This is a genomic window from Pseudomonas sp., from assembly GCF_036404235.1.
Classification (GTDB): domain Bacteria; phylum Pseudomonadota; class Gammaproteobacteria; order Pseudomonadales; family Pseudomonadaceae; genus Aquipseudomonas.
In genome coordinates this window covers 35,149-59,868 of the sequence record NZ_DASWOT010000191.1, presented here as the reverse complement: position 1 = coordinate 59,868, position 24,720 = coordinate 35,149, and the positions used below count along the sequence as shown (strand labels likewise).

Here is a 24,720-nt window from a genome sequence, read left to right as displayed (position 1 = left end):
TCCTCAGGCCGCTTGATGAGCGCTGACGAACGCCGCAAGGGTGTTCACGCTGGCGAAGTGGGTACGTGTGTCTTTGGCATCGGCGTCGATCTTGATGCCGTAGCGTTTCTGGATGGTCAGGCCCAACTCAAGGGCGTCCACGGAATCCAGGCCCAGCCCTTCGCCGAACAGCATCTGGTCGTTGTCGATGTCGTGGGTGCTGATGTCTTCGAGGCCCAGGGCGTCGATGATCAACTGCTTAATTTCCAGGTGCAGATCGCTCATCTGTGCCGAGCTCCTTAATGTAGTAGTGATGCAGATAGTCGTTGAGCTTGCGCGATGCCACAGGGGCCGGCCCCAGCACAGCAAAAGCGTTCGGATCGATGTCGGCTCCTACGCGCAGGCAAAAATGCACGCGCCTGCGCGGGATTCGATACCAGGGTTCGGCCTTGGTCAGGGTCGTGGGTGAGACATGGATCGTGACTGGGGTAATGACCTTTGCTCCGCGCAGGGCAATGGCGGCACCTCCTCGATGAAAGGCAGGGGGTTTACCGGGCTGGGTACGCGTGCCTTCGGGGAAGATGATCAGCGTCTGACCAGACTGCAGCGCGTGGGCAGCGGTATCGAGCATCTCTATGCTGCCATCGTTGCTGATGTAGCCGCTGGAGCGCACAGGACCACGGGTGAAGGGGTTGTGCCACAGGCTCTGCTTGACCACGCAATTGGCGTCACGCACCAGGCCTATCAGAAACACCACGTCAATCAGCGAAGGGTGATTGGCAATGATCATTTGGCCCGCGCGGCCCAGTCGTTCCGCGCCTTGGACTTCATAGGTCAATACCCCGGCCCGCGCCATGAAACGGATGAACATCCAGAAGAGTCGGCTGATGGTGGCTCGGGCGCGGCGCTGACGACGTTGTGGGTTGTCTGGCAGGAAGGCGAGCAGGGGGAATATCAGCACCCTCAGGCACAGCCCGCCCAGCCCAAACAGAGCAAAACTTAGTGCTGTGGCCAGCAGACGCCAATAGTAGGCATCGCGGCTTTTGCTCAATGATTGCGTTGCCAGTTCCATAGCCGACTCTTCCAGGGATGTTGCAAGGCGCTCTGTTGTGTCGACAGCGCGCGTAAAAAATTGAGTGCGTGCGGCCAATCGCTGTGTGTGGGGCCTTGTTGTTCCGGGCTGAGTGAGGTCAGCGACAATTGCCAGTCGTCGCCTGCGGTGAGCAGCAAGCCAAGTGCATAAGGAAACGGCACGTCGTCAATCCAGGGGGCATAAGCCCCGGGCGGACTTTCTTCTGTCACCACCAGCAGTACGGCGCTGGCACCCGTGGCCAGCATCGCCGCCGCTTCGAAGACTCCATGTTCCAGGCCGTCGCCCGCTGCCGCCAGCGCTGTCATTTCGCTGGTTTCCCCGCGCAGGATCGACCATAGGCCAATAACAGCGTTATGCACTGAAAGGCTAAACTGCGTGGGCGACAACGGTTGGTTGGCAGCCAGATCGCTGAGAATCTCAAAGGTGCGGGGCGTTTCGCCATGACGAGAAACAAACACCAGCGGCAGATGCTCCCGGTCCTCGGCCAATGGCCATCCGACGCTGAATGCCATTCTGGCCAGACGGCTGAGACGGCGTCGGTGCATGGCCGGTAGAAACGAGACATCAGGTGCCTCGTCGCCACTGTCGACCTGCGTTGGGTGCTGGCTCCATTGCTGCCAATCTTCGGCCGTCGACAAACCAGGTGCCCAGGCGCGCCATTGTGCGATGTTGAACTTGATCACGACTTTTCTTCCCGCCCTTGCAGGCATACTTCCAGCTTCGGTATTGATCCGAAGTGACACCAACCATGGCGCGACGCTATCGCCGAGTGGCGCGCATTATCCCGGTAGGGATGCGCACTGGCAAACGACGTTATAAATAGTTTCTTTCCCTAGGAAATTTCCTACCGGGAAGCTTGAAGGGTCATTCGTGTTCATATAGGAAGCTTCCACGCAGTCTGTACGTACGTCACAGCCCGATTGTCTGAAATGCTCTCAAGACTCGCCGTCGTCATGCGTATTGCATAGACTCGATACCATTCATCGGACCGCCCAGCGGTTTTTACAGCACACAGCAACAGGGAGGTCATCTATGCGGCGCGTGGTATTCAATCAGAAGGGTGGCGTCGGCAAGTCGAGCATCGCCTGCAATCTGGCAGCCGTCAGCGCCCATGAGGGTTATCGGACGTTATTGATCGATCTTGATGCGCAGGCCAACTCTACTCAGTACCTGACAGGGCTGACCGGCGACGACATCCCCATGGGCATCGCCGATTTCTTCAAGCAAACGTTGTCCTCAGGGCCGTTCGCCAAGAAAAACAAAGTCGATATCTACGAAACGCCGTTCGACAATCTGCATATTGTGACGGCAAGTGCTGAGTTGGCTGATTTGCAACCAAAGCTTGAGGCCAAGCACAAGATAAACAAACTGCGCAAACTGCTCGATGAGTTGGATGAGGATTACGAGCGGATCTACATCGATACCCCGCCGGCATTGAATTTCTATGCGGTTTCAGCGTTGATTGCAGCGGATAAGGTGTTGATCCCCTTTGACTGCGACAGTTTCTCCCGCCAGGCGCTATACGGCCTGATAAAGGAAATAGAAGAACTGAAAGAGGATCACAACGAAGGGCTTGAAGTGGAGGGCATTATTGTCAATCAGTTCCAGTCCCGCGCCAGCTTGCCGCAGCAGATATTGGATGAGTTGATCGCTGAGGGGCTGCCGGTGCTTCCGGTCTATCTCAACAGCTCAGTCAAAATGCGTGAGTCGCATCAGGCTAGTACTCCGTTGATCTACCTGGAGCCCCGGCACAAACTGACGCAGCAGTTCATGGAGCTGCATCAGTTTCTGGAAAACCATGCGGATTGAACGATGCGTGAATTCCCCCTGGGTCAGGAAAGCTCGCGGCGTTCTAGCAGCATCGAGCCGTCACTGATCGCAGCCGTCATCTTCCTCGCTAGCTTCTGCGCCATTTTCGCCAGATCTGGCGGAATGCTGATGGTTGCATCCATGTCAGCTGTCAGCGTGTTCTGACTGGAGATCAGCCGATTATGGTCGTCAGGGCAGTCACAGCGAACGCTTTGCCCATGCGTAGCGACCGCTACAAGTTCGTCGATGTACGTCGGATTGCCCTGCGCGATAAACCCCACTCTCTGACAAGCCGCGCACCACACGGGATCACCCATGCGGGCCAATCTTCGGTCATCGCACAATTGTTTTCCGGTTGCTTTCAAAACGAAACCTCCGGTGCTCGTTGAATCGCCTTCCCTGACTACGAACGTCATTGCTGTGGCTCCTGGATGCTTTTCGAAGCCAAAATCCTAGGCGCTAAACGGGGAGATTACTTGGAGAAAAGACGTTTTCAGAGACGTCCTACAATAAAAAAACGAAGCGCTGAAGAGTGCTTCGTCGTGTTTCAAGTTTCGCTCAGATGCCTTGGCTACTGAGCCACGCATTCAATTGTTGCAGGGGGAGCGCGCCGCTTTGGCGTGCCACTTCTCGACCGTTCTTGAACAGGATCAGGCTGGGAATCGAACGAATCCCCAATTGCGCTGACAGTTGTTGATTGGCTTCGCTGTCCAGTTTGGCCAGGCGGCAACGTCCGGAAAGCTGAACCGCTGCCTGTTCGAACGTCGGTGCGAATGACTTGCACGGTCCACACCAGTCGGCCCATACGTCGACCAACAACGGCAGATCGCCTTTGATCTGGCTGGCATAGTCGCCCTGCGTCAGATTGAAGGGCTTGCTCAGCAATACCTGCTGTTTGCAACGACCGCATTTAGGCTGGTCGCCCAGCCTGTCGGTGGGTATTCGGTTCAGCCCGTTGCAGTGCGGGCAAGGGATCATCAGGGACTCAGACACGGCAGGCTCCTTTAAAAGACCAATGACGCTTAAGTGGTGACGGGGAGTGCGTTTATCAACAGCGTTACGGACTGTACCGCCCGACTGCGCGGTTTCTGTCACTGGCTGCTGCCGAGAGATGCGCCTAGTCTGCATTCGTCACCGATTGACGGAGTGCGATATGCAAGCCCTGGGCATGTTGGGCGGAATGAGTTGGGAATCCACTGCCACCTATTACAAATGGCTGAATGAGGGTGTGCGCGACAGCCTTGGTGGCCTTCACTCGGCGCCCATTCTGCTGCACTCAGTGGATTTTGCCGGGATTGCCGCACTGCAAAAAGCAGGCGAGTGGGATGAAGCCGGTGAGCAACTGGCCGATGCGGCTCGCGGACTTGAGCGTGCGGGGGCCGGGGCACTGTTGCTGGCGACCAATACCATGCACAAAGTGGCGGGCGCCATTGAGTCGGCGGTGAATATCCCTTTGCTGCATATCGGCGAAGCGGTGGGCGAGGCGCTGCAACAGCGCGGCATAGCAAAAGCGGCATTGTTGGGCACGCGATTCACCATGCAGGAAGACTTCTACAAGCGCCGCCTGACCGAATGCTTCGGCATCGAGACAATGTTGCCAACATTAGAGGCCATGAGTGAAATCGATCGCGTGATCTTTGCTGAACTGTGCCAAGGCGAGTTTAATCAGCCCGCTCGTGAGTTCTATCTGGGTGTACTGGAGCAATTACGAGATCAGGGTGCTGAAGCGGCGATTCTTGGATGTACGGAGATTGGATTGTTGCTTGAGGGTGTCGACAGTCCATTGCCGTTAATCGACAGCACGCATGAGCATGTGGCAATGGGTTTGAAGTGGTTGCTGGATAAGTTCTGAGGGTTTTAATCGACGTTTTTAACTATCCGAAAGAGCTGCCCGTTCGGATAGTTGCGCATATTGGCCTGTGGCGATAGTCTTTTTTCACAGGAAACAACTTGAATGATATGCGTTGAATTTCTGGTTTTGTAGTGTTCAGCGCATCTGTTAATGCTTGCTGGGTCTTTAAATCCTTAGGGTGTCGAGAATACCTTGTTGGCGCGTGTATTTTTATATTAATAATAAAAAGAGAATATCAATGAATTTTAAAAAATGTACTGTGAGCGTTATGGCTGTATGTGTGCTAATGGCGGCGGGCTTGGTGCAGGCGGGGCCTGAGGTGCAGATCACATTTAAGAATAATGGGGGTTCTGAGGCGGTTTACGATCCTCTTGGTAGTAGCGCCTATAGCTATGGGGAGGCTAACCCGAAGCCGGCGGCTACGGTGAGAAGTGGCGAATCAAGCGTATCCAAAGTAAGAGGTAGTTTGTCGTCTGATGTTACTTCGGTAATTTTTCAGTACAAAATTGGCTCTAAGACTTGTAAGTTCAAAACAAGCTACCTGAAACTTCCAGGTCTTGGTGCCGTACCAAAATGGAACAAGAGCGCTGACGCAAGCGGGGGCGCAAGATGCGGAATAAGAATTACGTCGACTAACGTAGCTACTCATGCTTGGGCGGTGGAATTTACAATGCGGTAGCGTATTGTAAATCGGTACTGAATAGTACGGCGCAAAGGGTTATTTTAATTTTACGCGTGGGCGATTCAGGCTGCTTTCCTTGTAGTAGGAAACTTGTATATGATTAATGGTATTTCAAGTAATAGTTCCTTCGAAAAGGTTGTCGTTAGCGGGGTGGATGATGCCTTGTCGGCGCCTCTGACGATAAAAAGAACTGCGGTTATAGATGCTCCAGCAAGTGGCTCAAAAATCTCCACTCTTGCCAGGCAGCTCAGTGAGAGCGCTTCGCGTGCCGAGATTAGAAACGCGAATCTTGATCGACGCCAGCTCGGCGTGGAGGCCGAGAGACTGTTAAGCCAGATATTGGGAGATGTTTATCAGGCAGACAAAGCCTCGCACAATACGGAAGTACCTAGGACTATTGACCCCGATCTATTAGATAGGGCAAGGCAAGCTACAGACTATATCGTACGATCCGACAAGCATGATCGTAATGTTAAAAATCCGTTTATCAGCCTTTCTAGAGACCAGCTTAACTTGATCGTCTACGACGAGAGTGGTTTGTACACAGTTAATGAGCGGCGTGCCGCTTGGTACGGTGTTAGCGATATCGAGGCAAAGTGGAACCGAAAGTTAATGTGCGACGAGAATCTCGAGTCGGCAATGAATGGCGGCCGAACGCCGATGTTTTACGCTGAGGTTATGGCTCACTACAAGACGTTGCCCCTTATAGAACAAGTTCAGTACCCTGATAACTATGAGGCCAAGCTATTAGTCAGGATCGATGAGGCAAGCAATCCTCTTAAGCGAAAGGAGCCTAAGTTTCTGACGTTGTTTGAAATGTTGGAAATCATGCTCAAGCGTAAAAAGATAGGCTCTACAGAAAAAGATGGCCGCTCATCTGGTAGTTCTATTAGCAATGCCTGCGCTGCGACAGCTTCGGGCACGAGCACTGGGCAAGCAAACGGTACAAATGGAAGTAGCTAATCTCCACGCAAAGTCATAAGTGATATTTGGAAAAATTACGAGTGTGTATCGAACGAACAATTTTGTCTTAAGGATAAGGTGTTTCGGTATTCATATTGAGCGTGTTCGGTGTGCTGTCGTCTCAGTGCCAAGGAGTGACCAATGATTAATAACATTCAGTCATCTGCTTCATCCGCTGCCCCTGGCTCCCCTGCTGTATCCCCTGCTGTCGCAACGCAACCAGGTACTGATAAGGCTAAAGCCACAACAGACGCCTCGGATAAACCAAAGTTGTCGATATTAGCCCGTCAACTGAGCGTCAGCGCAATGCGTGCTGGGGTGCGTGAAAAGACGATGACGCACGATGAACTGGTAAAGTTTGCTCATGCGCAGATAGAAAAGTTTTCCGTTAATACCAAGGAAATGAATGATAAAAAGCGCGCGCTGGAAGTTCCCGGCACCGATGATCCTCAGTTACTGATTCGTGCTCGAAAAGCGACCGATTACATCGCCGAAATGCTTGCGGGCGATCCTCGTGCCAGGAATCCGTTCACAGGACTGTCGCGTGACCAGTTGACATTGATTGCCTACGACGACGGCGGTGATTTCACCTTGAATGAAAGACGGGCGGCCTATGAAGGGATTGGCGACCTGGAGCGGCAGTGGCGTCATTCGACGGTCGAAAAAGGAAATGTCGAACAAGCACGTGTGGGCAGAGCACCGAAGTTTTTTACGAATGTGCTGGAGCACTACAAAAGCCTGCCTGCTATTGAGAAGGCGCTTAACTACCCGAAAACGACCATTGCAACCCTGGAGGGCCACATCTATGACGAGAAGTTCATTCCAGGTGTGGCGAGCCGAGAACCGGGTCGGCGGGTGCTGAACCTGCATGACACTCTCACCGGACTCATGTTGTCGACAAGGCCGGAAACGATGGCTCAGATGAAGTCTGACAATACCAAAACCGTATAGAGCCGGACCCGGTATAACTTTTCTTATTGGCTTGTTATCAATACGTTTGCTTGTGAGGTTTGGATTATTAATTATTAACAACGAATGCAGTGATAAGAAATGAGAAATAATGATAGGCGTAAAGCTTTGTTCGTGCTCGCGGTTGTTTCTTTCATTATTTACGCCGTCGTTCGCTATTCCGTTATCCAATGGGCCCCGGATTTTTTAGTCCAATACCCGCTATATAACGAACTCTATGCGTGAACTTCACGATGCGCTGGTTGTTCTGCTTAGTAATCAATAATCATGGCTGATTATGGTGGTCGGCTATTTGTTGGCGTTGGAGTCACAACAAGGATCGTCTCATGATAGAAAATCTGAAATCGACACTTATGAATATGGTCAAGGTGGGGGGCGACGTTAAAGTGGTGCCTTCGCAGCTTTCGAAGAAAGAAACAGAGGTCCAGGTCGTTAAGAGTGCGGCGGACACTGCGGACATGTCCGTGCTGGGGCGGCAACTAAGCGGCAGTGCCAAGCGGGCAAGTGACCGAGAAAACACCATGAGCCGTGATGAGTTGGCAGCCTATGCCAACCAACAAAAACATGACTTTCTCCTGGAGGGTTATACGTCGAAAAAAGTCCAGCACGATCTGGAGCGTCCCAAGACCGATGACCTCGATTTATTGGACCGTGCCAAGCGAGCCACCGAATACCTCAGTCGTTCTGATAAAGGTGACAGCCATGCGCGAAACCCTTTTGCCGGCCTTTCGCGCGATCAACTGACATTGATTGCCTATGACGACAAGGGTGGCTACACAACCAATGAACGACGAGCAGCCTGGTATGGCAGTTCCAAAATGGAGCAGGCATGGGCCAATGACGTCGTTAGCCGGGGAGAGCTGGAGAAAGGTTTCAGCGGAAAAATACCGGTCTTCCTGACCGAAGTGTTGACCCATTACAAGGCGCTGCCGGAGATAGAAAAAGTTCAGGACCGCTATCCAAAAAATTACGTCGCGCAAATGGAGGCGAAAATCCGCGCGGAGTTGTCTCTGCCTGGCGTTGGAGAGCGCAAAAAAACGGAGCGTGTTCTCAACCTCTACGACATTCTGGCGGGGCTGACACCGCCCGAAAAGAAGGATCCCGAGCCGGGTAGCCCGGCGCACACCGGGAAATTTTCTCCACGGACATCGGCAACGGCGCCTTCCTGGGCAGAAACCCATCCCGACCCTTCACCGTCCCCAGCACCCTTGAGCACGACTCCCCCGGCGCAATCCCCCTCATGACGAACAACTGATCTCCAAGTGCTTGCCCCAGTCCGGCGGCCGCTGTGCATAACTGTCCATTGCGGCTTGTTCCTTGAATGGGTTGCAGAGCACAGCGTGCAGTCGGCGAACTTCTTGATAATCGCCTTTTTCGGCATCTTCAATGGCGCGTTGGGCAAGGTAGTTGCGCAGGATGTAAAGCGGGTTGACTGCATGCATACGCACTTGGCGCTGCGCCTCGGTGCCCGCGCTTTCTCGGGCGACGCGGGCTTTGTAGACTTCAGCCCAGGCGTCGAAACCTGCGCGATCAACGAAGTCATCACGCAGACGATTGACGGCTACCTCGGCTGACTCATCGCCCAGGCGACGGAAAAACAGCGTGTAGTCGACGCCACTGTTCTGCATCAGTTGCAGCAGCCCAGTGACGATTTTGCTGTCGTCGTCCTCGGTGGTGGTCAGGCCCAGGCGTCGGCGCATCAAGTCCAGGTAGTGCGCCTGATACAGCGGCAAAAACAGCCCAATCGCCTCACGCAGCGCATCGACGCTGATGAACGGCGTCAAGGCCTGGGCCAGTGCGCTGAGGTTCCACTGTGCAATCGGCACCTGATTGCTGAAGGAGTAGCGCCCCTCATGATCGGAGTGGTTGCAGATGAACTTCTGGTCGAAGTCGTCGAGAAAGGCGAAGGGTCCGAAGTCGAAGGTGATGCCCAGGACCGACATGTTGTCGGTGTTCATCACTCCGTGGCAAAAACCGTAAGCCTGCCATTTGGCGATCAGTTCGGCATTGCGTTCGACGATCTCGGTGAACATCGCCAGATACGGCTCCTCCGCTTCCAGTGCTTGCGGGTAGTGCAGTCTCAGAACGTGATCGGCCAGTTCTTTAAGCCGTTCGGGTTGCTTGGTGTAGAAGAAATATTCGAAGCTGCCGAAGCGGATGTGGCTCTTGGCCAGACGCAATACCATTGCGGCGCGCTCCTGAGTCTCGCGCCAGACAGGTGTCGTGGAGCCGATGACGCAGGCGGCGCGACTGCTGGGAATCCCTAGCGCGTGCAGGGCCTCTGAGGCCAGGAATTCGCGAATCGAGGAACGCAATACGGCGCGTCCGTCGCCCATGCGTGAATAGGGCGTTTGTCCGGCGCCCTTGAGGTGCAGATCCCAATGTTCGCCCGCATCGTTATAGACCTCGCCCAGCAGCAGGCCGCGTCCATCGCCCAAGCGCGGATTGTATGAGCCGAACTGATGGCCGGAATACACCATCGCCCGTGGATCGGCTTCGGCCCACAGCTTTTGGCCGCTAAACAGCTCGGCAAACACCGGCAGTTCGGCTTGCTCGTGGTCCAGATCCAGCAGCGCCAACGCTGCATCACTGGCTACCACCAGACGCGGCTCGGTAATCGGTTCAGGCAGCACGGACGTTGAAAACACATCGCCCAGGCGGGCGAAGCGGTTATCGAAAGTCAGTTCATCGAGGGCTTTCAAGGGAGACCTCCAGCAGAATGTCCTAGCATTCTGCTGGGAATTGGCCCGTCAGTCGAGTTGGACTTCCGGAGGCTCAGGTACATCCTTCGGTGCGGTGGGCAATGCGGTCGGTGTGGCTGCGGGTTTCGGTTCGGGATCGGCGGGTACCAGCTTGTACTCCTGGCCCTGCATGTTCTTGAGGTAAACCTCCATCTGCCGGAACGAGATGTTGATGTGCTGGCTCTTGAACTCTTTATTGATGAAACGGTTGATCTCGTCTACCACCGGATTACGGTCGCCCAGATCGCGAACGTGCATGCGCAGTTCGTGATCCAGCGTGCTCTCGCCAAAGTTCAGGAAATACACAATCGGCGCTGGCTCTTTGAGTACGCGCGGGTTTTCCTGCGCGGCCTTGAGCAGCAGGCTGCGTACCAGGTCCAGATCGGAACCGTAATCGACACCCACCTTCAGGGTTACGCGCGTAATGGTATCGGTCAGCGACCAGTTGATTAGTTGGCCTGTGATGAACGTCTTGTTCGGGACAATGATGTCCTTGCGGTCGAAGTCGGTGATGGTCGTGGCGCGGATGCGGATCTTGCTGACCGTGCCCGACAGGTTGCCGATGGTGATGGTGTCACCGATGCGCACCGGACGTTCGAACAGAATCATGATGCCGGAGATGAAGTTCGCGAAGATCTCCTGCATACCGAAACCAAGTCCCACTGACAGCGCAGCCACCAGCCATTGCAACTTGTCCCAACTGACGCCGAGGGCTGACAACGTGGAAACGAAGCCGATACCGGCGATGGCGTAGGACAGCAACGTGGTGGTTGCGTAAGCGCTGCCTTGCGCCAGGTTCAGGCGCGAGAGCACCAGTACTTCCAGCAAGCCAGGCAAGTTGCCCGCCAGCACGAAGGTGATGCCGATGATGACGAGCGCGCCGATCAGATCACCAAGGCTGATCGGAACCATGCTCATGGCGGCGCCGGTGCCACTGGTGTATTCGTACAGCGTGATGTTGTCGAGGTACGAGAACACCGTGATCAAGTCGGCCCAGACCCAATACAAGGCGCCGATGAAGCCCGCCAGCAAGGCCAGACGAATCAGGCGCAGCGATTGTTGGTTGACCTGTTCGATGTCCAGCGTCGGCTCTTCGATCACGCCCTCACCGTCGCCGGTTTCTTTCGCGGCCTGACGTTTGCTCAAGGCGCGTTGATAAGCCAGTCGGCGGGCCGCGACGCTCAGGCCGCGAACGAAGGCTGCCTCGACTACCAGCCACAACATCAGTAGGTACAGCGTGTCGATCAGTCGGTCGCTGAGTTTCAGGGCGGTGTAGTAGTAGCCAAAACACACGGCCAAAAACAGTGCAACGGGCAGCGCGGTAAACGCCAAGCCCATCGCGCGGCGGAACATCGAGGCGTTGTGGTGGGTCGGGCTGGTCAGCAGCAGGCGCGCCAGCAGCCAGGTCATCAACGCATAACAGGTCAGTACCACTGCGATACCGATGACATCGTCAGCCAGTGCGGCGGGTTCGTGTTCGGCAACTGCAACCACCGTTACCAGCGCCAGCACTACCAGGCCGAGGCGCCGGATCCAGCCGCGCAAAAACTCGACCTGAGGTTTTTCCCAGCCAAAATGCAGTTGTGCCACGCCACCCGGCGCGAGGATGCGATAAGCGGTGTAGAACATCAGCCACGCCAGCGCGATCTGCAGCAGCGCTGAGCCGAGGTTGACGTTTTGCCCCCGGGCGTCGATTTGCAGCGCATAGGCACACAGCGCCAAGGCCAGTGAAAGCGGCATCGCCAGCAGAATATTGATGAGGATTGCCAGCGGCGTTTTCCACTGGCTATCACGCTTGAAGTGGCCGATATCGGCATGCAGCCGGTTGAGCTTGTCGTAGAGCGCCTTGCGTTTCCACATCAGCACGCCGATGACCAACAGCAGCGGCAGGAAGATCAGCGGACGCTGGGTCAGCCCGTCCGACAGCTCGCTGACGCTCGATGTCCACGGCAGCGTAGCGATCTGTTTTATCAGGCGCGGCTGAATCCGCTCGAACCACTCCAGATCCAGCGGCTTGTTGCTGGGTATCCAGAACATCTGTTCGTCCAGCGTTTCGCGCAGGCTGATCGCGGTGCTGACCAATTGTTTCTGGTTGAGCTGCAACGTGATGGATTCGTTGAGCAGTGAGCTCAGCTCGCGATTCAGGCGCTCCAGCAGATCGCTGCGGGTGGTCGCCAGGTCCAGCAAGGTTTTGCGCAACGCAGGTGTGACGTCTTCAGGCTTTTGCGTTGCCAGCAGGGCTTCGACGTAAGCACCGGGGCTGCTCATCTGCTCGCGTTGCTGATTGACTTCGAACTGATACAAGCGGATATCAGCGATTTCATCGGCCAGACCTGCATCGAGTTTCAGGTGCGGCAGCGCTTGTTTTTGTTTGTAGAGAATCTTCGACAGCAGCAGGCTGCCACTGAGTACGTTGATCTGCTCGTCCAGTGCTTGATCGCTTTGGGTCAGGGTATCGAGTTGTTGTTTGGTTTTGAGGTTCTGTTGGGTCAGTTCATTGAGCCGGTCGGTACCACGAAGCAGGTAGTCGGACAGCTTCAAGTTGGCTGCGCTTTCGGTTGCCAGCAGGCTGCTGCCCCCGGCTTTTTGCGCCTCGATCGACAGCTGTGTCACGGTTTCCTGGGATTGCGCGCGCCGCTTGTCGTTGATCAGGGTTTGCAGGTCTTGAATCTCCTGCTCTTGACGGGTCACTTTCTCGGTCAGCAGATCATGCTGGCTACCGCCCAGATCTTGCAGTTGGCTGTTGCCGGCCAACTCCTGGCGACGTAAAGCTATCAGCGAGTTAAGCGCGGCTTGCTCAGCGATCAATTGGTTGCGCTGGTCGGCGTTGATGGTCTTGCCTGCGTCTTTGCCCACCTTGAGTATGGCGTTGATCTGCTGGATGCGTGTTTGGCTGGTGCTGATTTCCGCTTGTGCGCGCTCCGGGCGTGTCTGGGCGGTAATGGTCAGGCTATTGGCATCGTTCAGCGCGCTCTGCAGGTCGGCCTGTTGCGTACTGCGTTGACTGAGCATTTGCTCAAGCGTCGGTACGTCCAGATTGGCGTAGCGTTGCGCCACCGGCATCAAACGGATGCCCTTGAGGCGGATCAGCTCTTTCTGGTTATCGGCCGTCTGCTTGGGCGCATCGGCTAATTGGCGCTTCAAGTCCTCGAGCTTTTTCTGGTTGTCCTTCTGGCTGGCAAGGAAGGTCAGCGTCTGTTCGAGCACTTGTTGCAGGGCTTTCTGATCAGCGTCCGCCAGTTTGCGGTCGCCGATCTTGTCCAGGCTTTGCTGAACCGAATCGGCGGTCGGCACAGGGGTATCGGCAGCCAAAACCGGAACAGAGAAAAGGCAAAACCCAAGCAGGGTCGAGGCAATAAAGGTACGCAACGAGAACATAGACACCGGGTCGAGCAGGTAAGAAAACGGACAGTTTAAAGGAACAGCCCAGGGCCTGTGCGGCTTCCTTCGGGGAATCTGACGCCGACTTTGAGGATCTTGTTCCCCTCCATGGTCGCAACAGTCCAAATAGTCCCGTTCCATTCGACCTGGTCGCCAACAATTGTGGCGCCACGATTCTTTTGAATGATGAATTGGCTCAGCGGCATATTCGAATCCAGTCCGTCGAGTTTCAAACCGTACAATGCCGCAACGGCCCCCAGTTGAGCGTCTCCCTCGAGCACGAAGTCGCCGAAAAAGCGCAAGTCCAGGCCTCGTTGCGGCGCTTGGCTGAACAGCTTGCCGAGTGCTGGGAGGTCATGCTCATGGCCGATGACGCAGAGCAGATCGCCGACTTCCAACACCGTACTACCCGACGGATGGAGCAATTGCTCGCCGCGAAACAAGGCCGCGATACGGGTGCCTTCCGGCATTTTCAGTTCTCGAAGGGCTGCCCCGATGCACCATTTTTCAGCGCCAAGGCGATACACGAACAACTCCCACTCACTGGTGACGTGGACTTCCAATGCCGCGCGCGAGATGGGCGCGGGTTCTGGTGGCACGGTGACTTTCAGCAGCTTGGCGACCCACGGCAGGCTTGTCCCTTGTACCAGCAGCGACACCAAGACGATGAAGAACGCCAGGTTGAAATACAGCTGCGCGTGTTCTAACCCCGCCATCAGCGGGAACACCGCCAGAATGATCGGGACAGCGCCGCGTAAACCTACCCAGGCAATGAAGGCCTTTTCTCGGCCATGGAACACTCGAAACGGTAGCAAACCAGCCACTACCGACAAAGGACGTGCCACCAGAATCATCCACAGCGCCAAGCCCAAAGCCGGAAGTGCGATCGGTAAAAGATCGTGTGGCGTGACCAGCAGGCCGAGCACCAGGAACATGCCGATCTGTGCCAGCCACGCCATGCCGTCAAGCATGTGCAGGATGCCGTGACGGCTGCGTATGGGCTTGTTGCCTAGCACCAGACCGCACAGGTAAACCGCCAGGAAGCCGCTGCCATGAATGGCGTTGGTCAACGCGAAGACAAACAAACCGCCCGCGATGACCAGAATCGGATACAGGCCGTTGGCAAGATTAATACGGTTAACCAATTGCAGCATCAACCAGCCACCGCCAAGACCGATAATCGCGCCGATGCCGAATTCTTGTATCAGGTGCCCCAGCAGGCTCCAGTGCAGGCCGGTTTGGCCGCTGGAAATCATGTCGATCAAGGTGACAGTCAGGAACACCGCCATCGGATCGTTGCTGCCGGACTCGATTTCCAGAGTGGCCGTGACCCGTTCGTTCAGGCCTTTGCCGCCTAGCAGCGAGAAGACGGCAGCGGCATCGGTGGAGCCGACAATCGCACCAATCAACAGGCCTTGAATGATGTTCAGATCGAACAGCCAGGCCGCCATCATGCCGGTCAGGCCAGTGGTGATCAGTACGCCGACGGTGGCCAGCGACAACGCGGGCCACAACGCGACCCGAAAGCTGGCTACCCGCGTTCGCAGGCCGCCGTCTAGCAAAATCACCGCCAGGGCCAGGTTGCCGACCAGGTAGGCCGTGGGGTAGTTGTCGAAGATGATGCCGCCACCATCGACCCCGGCGGTCATGCCGACCGCGAGGATGATCACCAGAATCGGGATGCCGAGCCGTGACGACAGCGAGCTGACCAGAATACTCGCAGCCACCAGCAACGCGCCGATCAGGAACAGGCTGTTGATGGTGATGGCATCCAAAGGCGGTACTCCAGAAAACAGTTCAAAGACGAGGCACGAACTGGCCATGCAGTCCGCGTGCCAAACGATTTAACCTGTTGAATTGGCAGGCTGTCAAAGCTTTATGGTGATGCCCGTTTTTCCGCCATCGATAAATAGTTAGCGCGTTAGTTTCTCTTGTTTCTGCTGAAGTATGGCTAGCATTCATCCGTGTGAGCAAACCATGGACTCTACCGTCGTTGAACTATCTGATCAGGCAGGCCCGGCATCGAGCCTGTGATCGGAGCCTTCTACCGCTTTTGGGAGGTGCAGATCAAAGCCGTCGCCGGACCGTTGCCAGGCCTTATTCTGTTGGACTTTCGTACGGGTAAACCCTTTGGGCACAAACGATAGGCAGTCACGTTGGGCGCCTCGGGCGCACCGTTGATGGATGTTTTCTTTGCGCTAAGTGCCGAGATCTGAGTATTGCGTTGAATAGGTGGAGTGAAGGGCAGAATCACCACAAGGGTCGGGTTGCCTATCAGATAGGTGGTGGGTTAGTTATCGAAGAGGCAATATAAATAAGTATTGCCACCCTGTTTGTTTGAACTGGTTACCTATGACTTCCGTTAATCCAGAGATAGGGAAGTCGTTAAGTTTATGATCAACAGAGTTAATACTTTAAAGGTGCAAGTTGCGGATAAAACCGATGAACATCAACTAAAGGATATTGCCCGGCAATTCATGGATGCTTATCCCGATATTCATGGCATGGCATACTCGGCCGCAAGAAACATTATGTATAAGCACACGGGCAAGAAATTTAATCCAGAGAAGGTTTACTGGCATCGCTTCGGCACGGCGGTCAGTAGCCCCAGGACCTTTACCGGCTGGCAGCATGTTGACCCGCCGCTCGAGTCAATGACCTTCATCGAGCTGGTGATGCGTCGCTTCAGTGCGCAGGAGCAGGAAGCCTGGGATGAGCTTCAGCTCTATGGCGGTTTTTACACTGATGGCCCGGATCACGAGGCCTTCGATGAGCGCAACGAAGTGTGCATGCTGCCCAAAGACGTTATGGATGACTTTTGGGCGCTTGATTTCAGTGCCGTCTACGCGCGGAGGATGCAGCGTTTCTGGGCGACCCATAGTGAGGATTTTCGTACGCTGGCCAAGTCACATTTCCTGGTCTCAGCGCTGCAATGTCGACGCAGTGGACACCTTTGCGAGGATGACTTCCAAACAGTCATTCACTCAGTCACCGACGGGCTTGAGCCGACCATGACGTTGGCCACGCTAAAAGCCAAGGTCGCGCCGAAGGCTGGTATCTCCATACATACCTTTAGTCTTGATGAGTATGTGTCTCGCGACATATTGCGCATTGTCGATGCCTCGGGGCGGCAGATTGTATATGTGCCCGGCGAAAAAACAGCCTTCCATGGGTTTGGCAGCAAGCGCGAACTGTACGAGTGGACTCGCAGTCGTGTTGCCGATGAGGGGTCAAGGGCGGCCTTTACACAGCACTTCTTGCATTCGGCCGCTGCGCGCGAGTCAGATGGCGAGGCGTTCGCTGGCGTGATTGATCGGTTGCGCAGGCAAGAGTGGTTCGAGCGACCGATCGTCGACAGGCGTGACGAATTTATCCTGGGTGATCCGTTTGAACATGTGCGCGAAATAGCCCGGCAGGAAATGGCGTCGGATGCCTTCACGTTGCTGACATCCAACCTTTCCCTCCACAAACAAATGTGGATTGGTTATCTGAGTGCCTTCACTCATGTGTTCGGTGGCTTGGCGCCTCTGGGATGGCCCGTGGCGTTGACAGTGATTGGTGCGGGCACCATCAATGTCGGTTTGAACGTGGATCAGGCGGTCAACGGCGCGAGCGCGCAGTTGCGCAAAGCCGGGGTGGAAGCGGCGATTATCAATTCGATTTTTGTCCTCTTCAACTTGCCGCTGCTCGCAGATATTGGGGAGGTTGGCGACGGGGTGGAGGTAACCGGAGCCCGCGAGGATACATTCAAACTGCCGTCTACACCGGTATCGACGACTGAGCCGTCGGTCATCGGGCTCAATGTCGAGAATCCGCTCGCGGGTCTTGAAGGTAATGAAATTCTGGATGACGCTCAATCGCTAGCGACCGAAGGGCGCCTGCGTGGTGTTTATATGAATGCCAATGGCCAGAACTGGATCAGTCTGAATGATCTGCCCTACCAGGTGCGCTACAGCGACGAGCTTCAGGTCTGGACTATTGTCGATCCGGCCAACCCCTTCGCGTTTTATGGCGCCAACCCCGTCCGGCTGAATGCCCAGGGTGAATGGGAGTTACTCCCGGCGCCGAAGCTGAAAGGGGGTATGGATGAGCAGGCTGGCTCTTCGCAGATGGGTGGCACGCCAACAGCCAATCCACAAACCACTACTGCCTCAGCCTTCTGGGAGCCCTACATGCAGTTCAATCGTGAAGAAGAACTGCGTTTGTCCAATGTAGCGATGGCGCGGCAAAAAGACATTGTCGAAGTGTTGGAGGTGCCGGGGGAGGAACTCGTTGTAGTGACGATGGCTATGATGAATTTATTGATGAGTGGGGCGATCATCATCGGGTCTTCAAGACCGATGACGGTCATTTCAATGGTGGGAATATCCAGCACTACGTACAGGAAGACGATGCTTACAATCAATTCCTGCGCACGGGGGTGGCATTCTCGTATCACGATCCAGTGCTCATGATCGAGGCACTTGCCGATGATCTGGAGCAGGTCGGTCTGGATCGCTCTGTGACGTTGTATCGTGGAGGCAGCGGTGAGCGCGGCACGTCCGGAGAGACCTTTCGCAAAGGTGTGATCAAGTCTGGGGACACGTTGGTCAACACTGACATCACCTCATTCAGCGAGAACCCCTATGTGGCGAGAAACTTCGCGAACAGCCGGGGCGGAGAAGTCTCGATCAAAGCCACAGACCTGGGGACGTTCGATGAAACATCGATCATCTATGTCATTGAGGCCAACAATCATTTTGGAGCTATCCCGATTGCTCCCTTTGCCTCGGGTTCGAAAGAAGCAGAGTCCGTGTTTTTGCCCGGACATTACTTTCGTGTCGAAAGCATCGAGGAAGTGGTGGGCTCGAACTACCGTTTCATTCAGCTCCAGATGAAGGAAATCGACGCATCGCAGGCGTCTGGCGGCGTCTATGACCTGCGTACCGGAGAGGCTTTCAGTCGCGAGGCCTATGCGGCCAGACTGGGGCCAGATGCGACATCGCTGGTGGATCGCTTTTTCCCATGAGGTAGGTGACCTGGTAACTCGTTAAAACCACTCGTTCTTCATCGACAAGCAAGTGTCATCCTGACTTTCCAGGATGGCCAGTTCGTGATGACAGCTCGGTACTTCCCACGTCAGGAAGTACCGGGCTGCCTGAAGTTTGCCTTTATAAAAGTGGGTTTCTGCGGCGTTCCCTTTGCTTAAACCTTCCTCGGCGCGAATGGCTTGTTCGAGCCAGCGCCAGCCGATGACTGTGTGGCCGAACGCTTTCAAGTACAGCGCCGAGTTGGCAAGCGTGCTGTTGACTTCGCCTTGCGCCATGCCTGTCAACAAGCCGATGGTGACGTTTTGCAGGCGTGCTGCCAGTTGCTCCAAAGGCTGGCGCAGCCCGTCCAATGACTCATAAGTCTGCGCGCGTTTGCAGGTGTTGGTAATCAGCCGGATCAGCTGTTTGAGGCCGGAGCCATCGTTCTGCGCCAGTTTGCGTCCCAGCAAGTCCAGCGACTGAATGCCGTGGGTGCCTTCATGAATCGGATTCAGACGGTTGTCGCGGTAGTACTGCTCTACAGGGTATTCACGGGTGTAGCCATGACCGCCGAGAATCTGGATCGCCAGTTCGTTGGCCTTTAGGCAAAACTCCGATGGCCAGGATTTGACGATGGGCGTCAACAGGTCGAGCAATTCATGAGCCTGTTTGCGTTGTTCCTCGCTTTCGCCGGTCTGGGTGTCGTCGAACAGCCGTGCAGCGTAGAGGCCCAGATCGAAGGCGCCCTCCACATAAGCCTTTTGTGTCAGCAGCATACGTTTTACGTCCGCATGCTGGATGATCGTAACCGGCGCGCTGTCAGGGCTTTTGTTGTCCGGCAAACGACCTTGTGGACGTTCGCGAGCATATTGCAGTGAGTACAGATAACCGGCATAACCCAACATCACTGCACCCATGCCGACACCGATGCGCGCCTCATTCATCATCTGGAACATATAGCTCAGGCCTTGATGCGGCTTGCCCACCAGATAACCGACGCACTCACCGTTGTCGCCGAAGTTGAGCGCGGTCGATGTCGTGCCGCGCCAGCCCATCTTGTGAAACAACCCGGCCAGCAGCACGTCATTGCGCGTGCCCAGACTACCGTCATCGTTGACCAGAAACTTGGGCACAATGAACAGCGAGATACCCTTCACCCCCGCAGGCGCATCTGGCAGTTTTCCCAGGACCATATGCACGATGTTTTCCGACAGTGAATGGTCGCCGCCAGAGATAAAAATCTTGTTACCACGCAGGCGATAGGTACCGTCTGCCATCGGTTCGGCGCGGGTACGAATGTCCGACAGTGATGAGCCGGCATGGGGTTCGGTTAGCGCCATGGTGCCGAAGAATCGACCGTTGATCATCGGCTCAAGGAAGTGCCGTTTTTGTTCCTGGCTGCCAAAGCTCTCGATCAGGTTGGCCGCGCCCATGGTCAGGAAAGGGTAGGACGCCGAACCGGCATTGGCCGCTTGAAAATGCGCAAAGCAGGCTTGCGATAGCAGTGTTGGCAATTGCATACCGCCGACGTCGAAGCTTCGCGCGGCATTGAGGAAACCGGCCTCCAGAAAGGCATCGACCGCCGGTTTTACTTCAGGAATCAGGATCGCTTCGCCGTTTTCATAACGCGGCTCGTTCTCGTCGGCCTTGCGGTTGTGTGGTGCGAAGTACTTCTCGGCTATGGTCCGTGCCGTGGCGATGGCTGCATCGAAGGTTTCGCGATTGTGCTCGGAAAAACGCTCGCGCTGAGTCAGCGCTTCGGCATCCAGCACTTCATACAGCTCGAAAGCCAGATTGCGGGAACTGAGCAGCGTCTCAGGCATAGCGGCGTACCTTTTATTGGCGTGCCGAGGAGTCTAGGTGCGCAGCGCAGGGGTGAACAGGAAGATTGATGTGGGTGATGGAGGGGTAGAAGACGTGCCATTCGCCAAGACGGGTCGCTTACTCATAGCCTTTCTGGCTATAGGAGGCCGCTCGCCTGCGATAGAGCCAGCCAGACACAGCAGCGTTGTCTGGCTGAAACTATCGCGGGCAAGCGCGTTCCTGCAAACGGCGTAGAAACTTACCCGATAGTCATCAGGCTTGCGTTACCACCTGCCGCCGCTGTGTTGACGCTCAATGCGCGTTCGATCACCAGGCGCTCCAGCGCAATGTTGGTTTCGCCTTTCGATAAACCCTGAACACCAACGATGGCCCCGGCGCGTTGGGCAACTTGCTCACAGATCGAGCGCAGTTGGTCCGAATCACCGTGGTGCAACACGGCATCAATGATCACGTCTTCCTTGCTCCAATCGGCGACCAGCTTTATGCGTGCCTGTACTTCCTTGGGTAAGCGATTGCGCAGCGGTTTGCTGAGTTCGTTTTCTGGCCAGATCGCTGTGCTACCGACAGCCACGACCGCAGTCAGTTGAGTCAGCAGGTCTGTTTCGTCTTCTGCCAGGCACAGGACGTGTTCGCGCGGCAGGATGCTGTAGCTGTTGCGTTCACCTGTCGGGCCAACCAGCAACCGAGTGATGCCGCTTTGCGATTGTTTCGCGAATTGGCTGCACAGCGCTTCCAGGTCGGTGTGTTGGTTGTTGGTGGCCCACGCTGTCAGGGCGTTCAGTGGTTTGCTCATTGAGTTACGCAAGCGGGTATCGGATGCGGTTAGCGCATCGCCACGCAAGAACGATTTTTCAATGGCGTCCACTGGGCGGGTCGACAGCAAACGATACAGGTACAGCGGACCGCCAGCTTTCGGACCGGTGCCCGACAGGCCTTCACCGCCGAACGGTTGCACACCCACCACGGCACCGACGATGTTGCGGTTGATGTACATGTTGCCGGCGTTGACGTTGTCCACCACCTTGGCAATGGTCTCGTCGATGCGAGTATGGACACCGAGCGTGAGACCGTATCCCGACGCATTGATCTGGCCGATCAGTTGGTCCAGCTCTTTACGTTTGTACCGCACAACGTGCAGCACCGGACCAAAGACTTCGCGTTGCAACTCGTCGAAGCTTTCGAGTTCGATCAGGGTTGGCATCACATAAGTGCCGCGCTTGATCTCGTCGTTGTCGGCGATGGCCATCTGGTACACCGAGCGGCCTTTGTCGCGCATCGTCTGGATGTGTTGCTCGATGCCCGCCTTGGCTTCTGCGTCGATTACAGGACCGATGTCAACGGACAGGCGCTCAGGATTGCCAAGGCGGCTTTCGGCCATTGCACCCTTGAGCATTTCGATGACGCGTTCGGCTGAATCTTCCTGTAGGCACAATACCCGTAGCGCCGAGCAGCGTTGACCGGCGCTGTCGAAGGCCGATGACACCACGTCGATGACCACTTGTTCGGTCAGCGCTGATGAGTCGACGATCATCGCGTTTTGGCCACCGGTCTCGGCGATCAGCGGGATCGGTCGACCTTGTGCATCAAGACGCCCGGCGATGTTGCGTTGCAGCAGACGAGCGACTTCGGTGGAGCCGGTGAACATCACGCCTTTGACCCGATCATCACCGACCAGGCGAGCGCCGACGGTTTCGCCACGGCCTGGCAGCAGTTGCACGACGCCTTCAGGAATACCAGCTTCCAGCAGTAACCGAACGGCTTGAGCGGCGACCAATGGAGTTTGCTCGGCGGGTTTGGCAAGTACCGGGTTGCCGGCTGCCAGCGCTGCCGCGACTTGACCGCTGAAAATCGCCAGCGGGAAGTTCCAGGGGCTGATACAGACGACGGGGCCCAGTGGGCGATGGGCGTCGTTGGTGAAATCGTTACGAGCCTGCACCGCGTAGTAACGCAGGAAGTCCACGGCTTCACGGACTTCGGCGATAGCGTTGGCGAAGGTCTTGCCAGCTTCGCGAGCCAGCAGGCCCATCAGTGGTTGAGTCTCGGCCTCCATCAGGTCGGCGGCCCGTTCAAGGATCGCGGCGCGCTCTGCGGGCGGTGTGGCTTGCCAGATCGGCCCTGCGCTCACCGCGCTGAGAAGGGCGTTATCGACGTCTTCCAGGCTGGCCTCTTGAACATGGCCGACCACATCGCGCAGGTCGGATGGGTTCAGCACAGTAACCCAAGCTCCGGCACTGACCGGGCTACCCAGCATTGGCGCGGCTTTCCAGTCGTTATGCGCGGTCGCCAGCAACGCAGAAGACAGCGATGCCAGGCGATGTTCGTTGGACAAGTCGATGCCTGCCGAGTTGGCGCGTTCGCCACCATACAAGTCGCGTGGCAGGGGAATACGTGGATGCGGCAGACCGAACCCACCTTCCTGGGTGGCCATGTGTTCGATACTGCTCACAGGGTCGGCGACCAGTTCCTGAATCGAGATCGATTGGTCGGCGATCCGATTGACGAACGAGGTATTGGCACCATTCTCCAGCAGGCGACGAACCAGATACGCCAGCAGGGTTTCGTGGGTGCCGACCGGTGCGTACACGCGGCATGGACGGTTTAGCTTGCCATCGGAAACTTTGCCGACGACCTGCTCATACAGTGGTTCGCCCATGCCGTGCAGGCACTGGAATTCGTACTGGCCGGGGTAATAGTTCTGGCCGGCAATGTGATAAATCGCCGACAGCGTGTGCGCGTTGTGGGTGGCGAATTGCGGATAAATGACCTCCGGGACCGACAGCAGTTTGCGAGCACACGCTATGTAGGAAACGTCGGTGTACACCTTTCGCGTGTAGACCGGATAACCCTCAAGGCCCTCAACCTGAGCGCGCTTGATCTCGCTGTCCCAATATGCGCCTTTTACCAGGCGAATCATCAGGCGATGACGGCTGCGGCGGGCCAGATCGATCACATAGTCGATCACGTACGGGCAGCGCTTCTGGTAAGCCTGAATCACGAAGCCAATGCCGTTCCAGCCGGTCAGTTGCGGTTCGAAGCATAGGCGCTCAAGAAGGTCGAGCGACAGTTCCAGGCGATCGGCTTCTTCGGCATCGATGTTCAGGCCGATGTCGTAGTGCTTGGCGAGCAAGGTCAGAGACAGCAGGCGCGGGTACAGCTCGTCTATCACGCGATCGTACTGCGCACGGCTATAACGCGGGTGCAAGGCGGACAGCTTGATAGAGATACCGGGGCCTTCATAAATGCCGCGGCCATTGGACGCTTTGCCAATGGAGTGAATGGCCTGCTCATAGGAGGCCAGGTATTTCTGCGCATCGTGTTCGGTCAGCGCCGCTTCGCCGAGCATGTCGTAGGAGTAACGGAAGCCTTTGGCTTCGAAGCGGCTGGCATTGGCCAGGGCTTCTGCGATGGTTTCGCCGGTGACGAACTGCTCGCCCATCAGACGCATCGCCATGTCTACACCCTTGCGGATCATGGGCTCGCCGCTTTTGCCAATGATGCGACTCAGGGAGGATGTCAGGCCTGCCTCGTTATGGGTACTGACCAGTTTGCCGGTCAGCAGCAGCCCCCACGTGGCGGCGTTGACGAACAGTGATGGGCTGTTACCCAGGTGCGGATGCCAGTTGCCGGTGCTGATTTTGTCTCGGATCAATGCGTCGCGGGTGCCTTTGTCCGGGATGCGTAACAGCGCTTCGGCCAGGCACATCAACGCCACGCCTTCTTGCGAAGACAGCGAGAACTCTTGCAGCAGGCCCTGAACGATACCCGCACGTCCGCCGGCACTTTTCTGGTTGCGTAGCTTTTCGGCGATCGAGGACGCCAGTTTGTGAGTGGCTTGTGCCATGGCGGCTGGGAGACGCGCCTGTTCCAGAAGCATCGGAACGACTTCTGGCTCGGGACGACGATACGCGGAGGTTATCGCTGCGCGCAGAACAGACTGCGGAAGGATACTTTCCGCAAACTCGAGAAAGGCCTGGTGAGTGCTGTCCGGGGGCACGTCACCCTGTTCGTCGGCATCCTTGCTGGTCAGGCCATTGAGTTCATTAAGCGTTGCACCACCTTCGAGCTTTTCCAGGTAATTGAAAATCGCCTGTTTGATAAGCCAGTGCGGGGTCCTGTCAATGGAGTGCGCAGCTGCTTTCAATCGCTCGCGGGTTGGGTCGTCGAGTTTGACACCCAGAGTGGTGGTCGCCATGTCTTGTCCTCATATTAGCCACGGTTCTATGGCTTCAGCAGTTGCAAAGATTAGCCTTGCTCTGCGGTAGGTGCAACCGGGTGCAACCTGTTTTTTCAGGATATTTGAACTGCTCGTCAGCTGTGCGAAAAGGCCTGCACGATAAGGGGCTATTTCCTATGGCTTAAGGGATATCTGCTCCGAAAGGGCGCACAAAAAGGACGCGGTTACATTTTATTCAGGCTCA

Annotated in this window: 17 protein-coding genes; 7 read left to right on the top strand and 10 right to left on the bottom strand. The window is 56.0% G+C overall.

Annotated features, from left to right (window positions below):
• Window positions 1-3: 3 nt before the first annotated feature.
• The 3 genes from VGC62_RS24140 to VGC62_RS24130 are packed head-to-tail and all read right to left on the bottom strand — an operon-like array spanning window position 4 to window position 1,755.
• Window positions 4-264, bottom strand: a complete 261-nt coding sequence (locus VGC62_RS24140; RefSeq protein ID WP_331189595.1) for a phosphopantetheine-binding protein — start codon at window positions 262-264, stop codon at window positions 4-6.
• Window positions 239-1,051 carry a lysophospholipid acyltransferase family protein gene (locus VGC62_RS24135; protein ID WP_331189594.1) on the bottom strand — a complete coding sequence of 271 codons (813 nt, stop codon included), beginning with the start codon at window positions 1,049-1,051 and terminating at the stop codon, window positions 239-241. Before VGC62_RS24135 ends, VGC62_RS24140 begins: the two co-directional genes overlap by 26 nt.
• Window positions 1,027-1,755 (bottom strand): beta-ketoacyl synthase chain length factor, encoded by a 729-nt coding sequence (locus tag VGC62_RS24130; RefSeq protein WP_331189593.1) that lies wholly within the window; start codon window positions 1,753-1,755, stop codon window positions 1,027-1,029. Before VGC62_RS24130 ends, VGC62_RS24135 begins: the two co-directional genes overlap by 25 nt.
• A 349-nt stretch (window positions 1,756-2,104) precedes the next feature.
• Between VGC62_RS24130 and VGC62_RS24125 the strand changes: the two genes are divergently transcribed.
• Window positions 2,105-2,881 carry a ParA family protein gene (locus VGC62_RS24125; protein WP_331189592.1) on the top strand — a complete coding sequence of 259 codons (777 nt, stop codon included), beginning with the start codon at window positions 2,105-2,107 and terminating at the stop codon, window positions 2,879-2,881.
• A 23-nt stretch (window positions 2,882-2,904) separates the two neighbouring features.
• Here the strand turns inward: VGC62_RS24125 and VGC62_RS24120 are convergent, their stop codons facing one another.
• Both VGC62_RS24120 and trxC read right to left on the bottom strand, forming a co-directional pair.
• On the bottom strand, window positions 2,905-3,297 hold the full coding sequence (locus VGC62_RS24120) for a PAAR domain-containing protein (RefSeq protein WP_331189591.1): 393 nt from the start codon (window positions 3,295-3,297) through the stop codon (window positions 2,905-2,907).
• 142 nt (window positions 3,298-3,439) lie between these two features.
• Window positions 3,440-3,874, bottom strand: coding sequence for a thioredoxin TrxC (trxC, locus tag VGC62_RS24115; protein ID WP_331189590.1), 435 nt, complete (start codon window positions 3,872-3,874; stop codon window positions 3,440-3,442).
• A 160-nt stretch (window positions 3,875-4,034) separates the two neighbouring features.
• Between trxC and VGC62_RS24110 the strand changes: the two genes are divergently transcribed.
• The 4 genes from VGC62_RS24110 (at window position 4,035) to VGC62_RS24095 (ending at window position 8,591) form a co-directional block, all read left to right on the top strand.
• Window positions 4,035-4,733, top strand: coding sequence for an aspartate/glutamate racemase family protein (locus tag VGC62_RS24110; protein ID WP_331189589.1), 699 nt, complete (start codon window positions 4,035-4,037; stop codon window positions 4,731-4,733).
• A 778-nt stretch (window positions 4,734-5,511) separates the two neighbouring features.
• Window positions 5,512-6,378 carry a hypothetical protein gene (locus VGC62_RS24105; RefSeq protein ID WP_331189588.1) on the top strand — a complete coding sequence of 289 codons (867 nt, stop codon included), beginning with the start codon at window positions 5,512-5,514 and terminating at the stop codon, window positions 6,376-6,378.
• A gap of 141 nt (window positions 6,379-6,519) precedes the next feature.
• Entirely contained in the window at window positions 6,520-7,329 is an 810-nt protein-coding gene (locus tag VGC62_RS24100) for a hypothetical protein (RefSeq protein ID WP_331189587.1), read from the top strand.
• A 344-nt stretch (window positions 7,330-7,673) separates the two neighbouring features.
• Window positions 7,674-8,591: a hypothetical protein gene (locus VGC62_RS24095; RefSeq protein WP_331189586.1), complete on the top strand. Its 918-nt coding sequence runs from the start codon at window positions 7,674-7,676 to the stop codon at window positions 8,589-8,591.
• Here the strand turns inward: VGC62_RS24095 and selO are convergent.
• The 3 genes from selO to VGC62_RS24080 are packed head-to-tail and all read right to left on the bottom strand — an operon-like array spanning window position 8,586 to window position 15,244.
• Window positions 8,586-10,049: a protein adenylyltransferase SelO gene (gene selO / locus VGC62_RS24090; RefSeq protein ID WP_331189585.1), complete on the bottom strand. Its 1,464-nt coding sequence runs from the start codon at window positions 10,047-10,049 to the stop codon at window positions 8,586-8,588. The genes VGC62_RS24095 and selO overlap by 6 nt on opposite strands.
• Window positions 10,050-10,097: 48 nt before the next feature.
• Window positions 10,098-13,466: a mechanosensitive channel MscK gene (gene mscK, locus VGC62_RS24085; RefSeq protein WP_331189584.1), complete on the bottom strand. Its 3,369-nt coding sequence runs from the start codon at window positions 13,464-13,466 to the stop codon at window positions 10,098-10,100.
• 35 nt (window positions 13,467-13,501) lie between these two features.
• Window positions 13,502-15,244 carry a potassium/proton antiporter gene (locus VGC62_RS24080; RefSeq protein ID WP_331189583.1) on the bottom strand — a complete coding sequence of 581 codons (1,743 nt, stop codon included), beginning with the start codon at window positions 15,242-15,244 and terminating at the stop codon, window positions 13,502-13,504.
• 618 nt (window positions 15,245-15,862) lie between these two features.
• On the opposite strand from VGC62_RS24080, the gene VGC62_RS24075 reads away from it, so the two are divergent.
• Together VGC62_RS24075 and VGC62_RS24070 are read left to right on the top strand one after the other, a co-directional pair.
• On the top strand, window positions 15,863-17,923 hold the full coding sequence (locus tag VGC62_RS24075; protein ID WP_331189582.1) for a dermonecrotic toxin domain-containing protein: 2,061 nt from the start codon (window positions 15,863-15,865) through the stop codon (window positions 17,921-17,923).
• Window positions 17,920-18,477, top strand: coding sequence for a hypothetical protein (locus tag VGC62_RS24070; RefSeq protein ID WP_331189581.1), 558 nt, complete (start codon window positions 17,920-17,922; stop codon window positions 18,475-18,477). The genes VGC62_RS24075 and VGC62_RS24070 overlap by 4 nt, the downstream gene beginning before the upstream one ends.
• A gap of 21 nt (window positions 18,478-18,498) precedes the next feature.
• On the opposite strand, the gene VGC62_RS24065 is transcribed toward VGC62_RS24070, so the two are convergent.
• Entirely contained in the window at window positions 18,499-20,301 is a 1,803-nt protein-coding gene (locus tag VGC62_RS24065; protein ID WP_331189580.1) for an acyl-CoA dehydrogenase, read from the bottom strand.
• 239 nt (window positions 20,302-20,540) lie between these two features.
• Window positions 20,541-24,494 carry a trifunctional transcriptional regulator/proline dehydrogenase/L-glutamate gamma-semialdehyde dehydrogenase gene (putA, locus tag VGC62_RS24060; RefSeq protein ID WP_331189579.1) on the bottom strand — a complete coding sequence of 1,318 codons (3,954 nt, stop codon included), beginning with the start codon at window positions 24,492-24,494 and terminating at the stop codon, window positions 20,541-20,543.
• Window positions 24,495-24,720: the final 226 nt, after the last annotated feature.

Coding starts and splice junctions, on each gene's coding strand:
- VGC62_RS24140 (WP_331189595.1), bottom strand. CDS start 264: ATGAGCGATCTGCACCTGGAAATTAAGCAGTTGATCATCGACGCCCTG.
- VGC62_RS24135 (WP_331189594.1), bottom strand. CDS start 1,051: ATGGAACTGGCAACGCAATCATTGAGCAAAAGCCGCGATGCCTACTAT.
- VGC62_RS24125 (WP_331189592.1), top strand. CDS start 2,105: ATGCGGCGCGTGGTATTCAATCAGAAGGGTGGCGTCGGCAAGTCGAGC.
- VGC62_RS24120 (WP_331189591.1), bottom strand. CDS start 3,297: ATGACGTTCGTAGTCAGGGAAGGCGATTCAACGAGCACCGGAGGTTTC.
- VGC62_RS24110 (WP_331189589.1), top strand. CDS start 4,035: ATGCAAGCCCTGGGCATGTTGGGCGGAATGAGTTGGGAATCCACTGCC.
- VGC62_RS24105 (WP_331189588.1), top strand. CDS start 5,512: ATGATTAATGGTATTTCAAGTAATAGTTCCTTCGAAAAGGTTGTCGTT.
- VGC62_RS24100 (WP_331189587.1), top strand. CDS start 6,520: ATGATTAATAACATTCAGTCATCTGCTTCATCCGCTGCCCCTGGCTCC.
- VGC62_RS24095 (WP_331189586.1), top strand. CDS start 7,674: ATGATAGAAAATCTGAAATCGACACTTATGAATATGGTCAAGGTGGGG.
- mscK (WP_331189584.1), bottom strand. CDS start 13,466: ATGTTCTCGTTGCGTACCTTTATTGCCTCGACCCTGCTTGGGTTTTGC.
- VGC62_RS24075 (WP_331189582.1), top strand. CDS start 15,863: ATGATCAACAGAGTTAATACTTTAAAGGTGCAAGTTGCGGATAAAACC.
- VGC62_RS24070 (WP_331189581.1), top strand. CDS start 17,920: ATGATCGAGGCACTTGCCGATGATCTGGAGCAGGTCGGTCTGGATCGC.
- VGC62_RS24065 (WP_331189580.1), bottom strand. CDS start 20,301: ATGCCTGAGACGCTGCTCAGTTCCCGCAATCTGGCTTTCGAGCTGTAT.
- putA (WP_331189579.1), bottom strand. CDS start 24,494: ATGGCGACCACCACTCTGGGTGTCAAACTCGACGACCCAACCCGCGAG.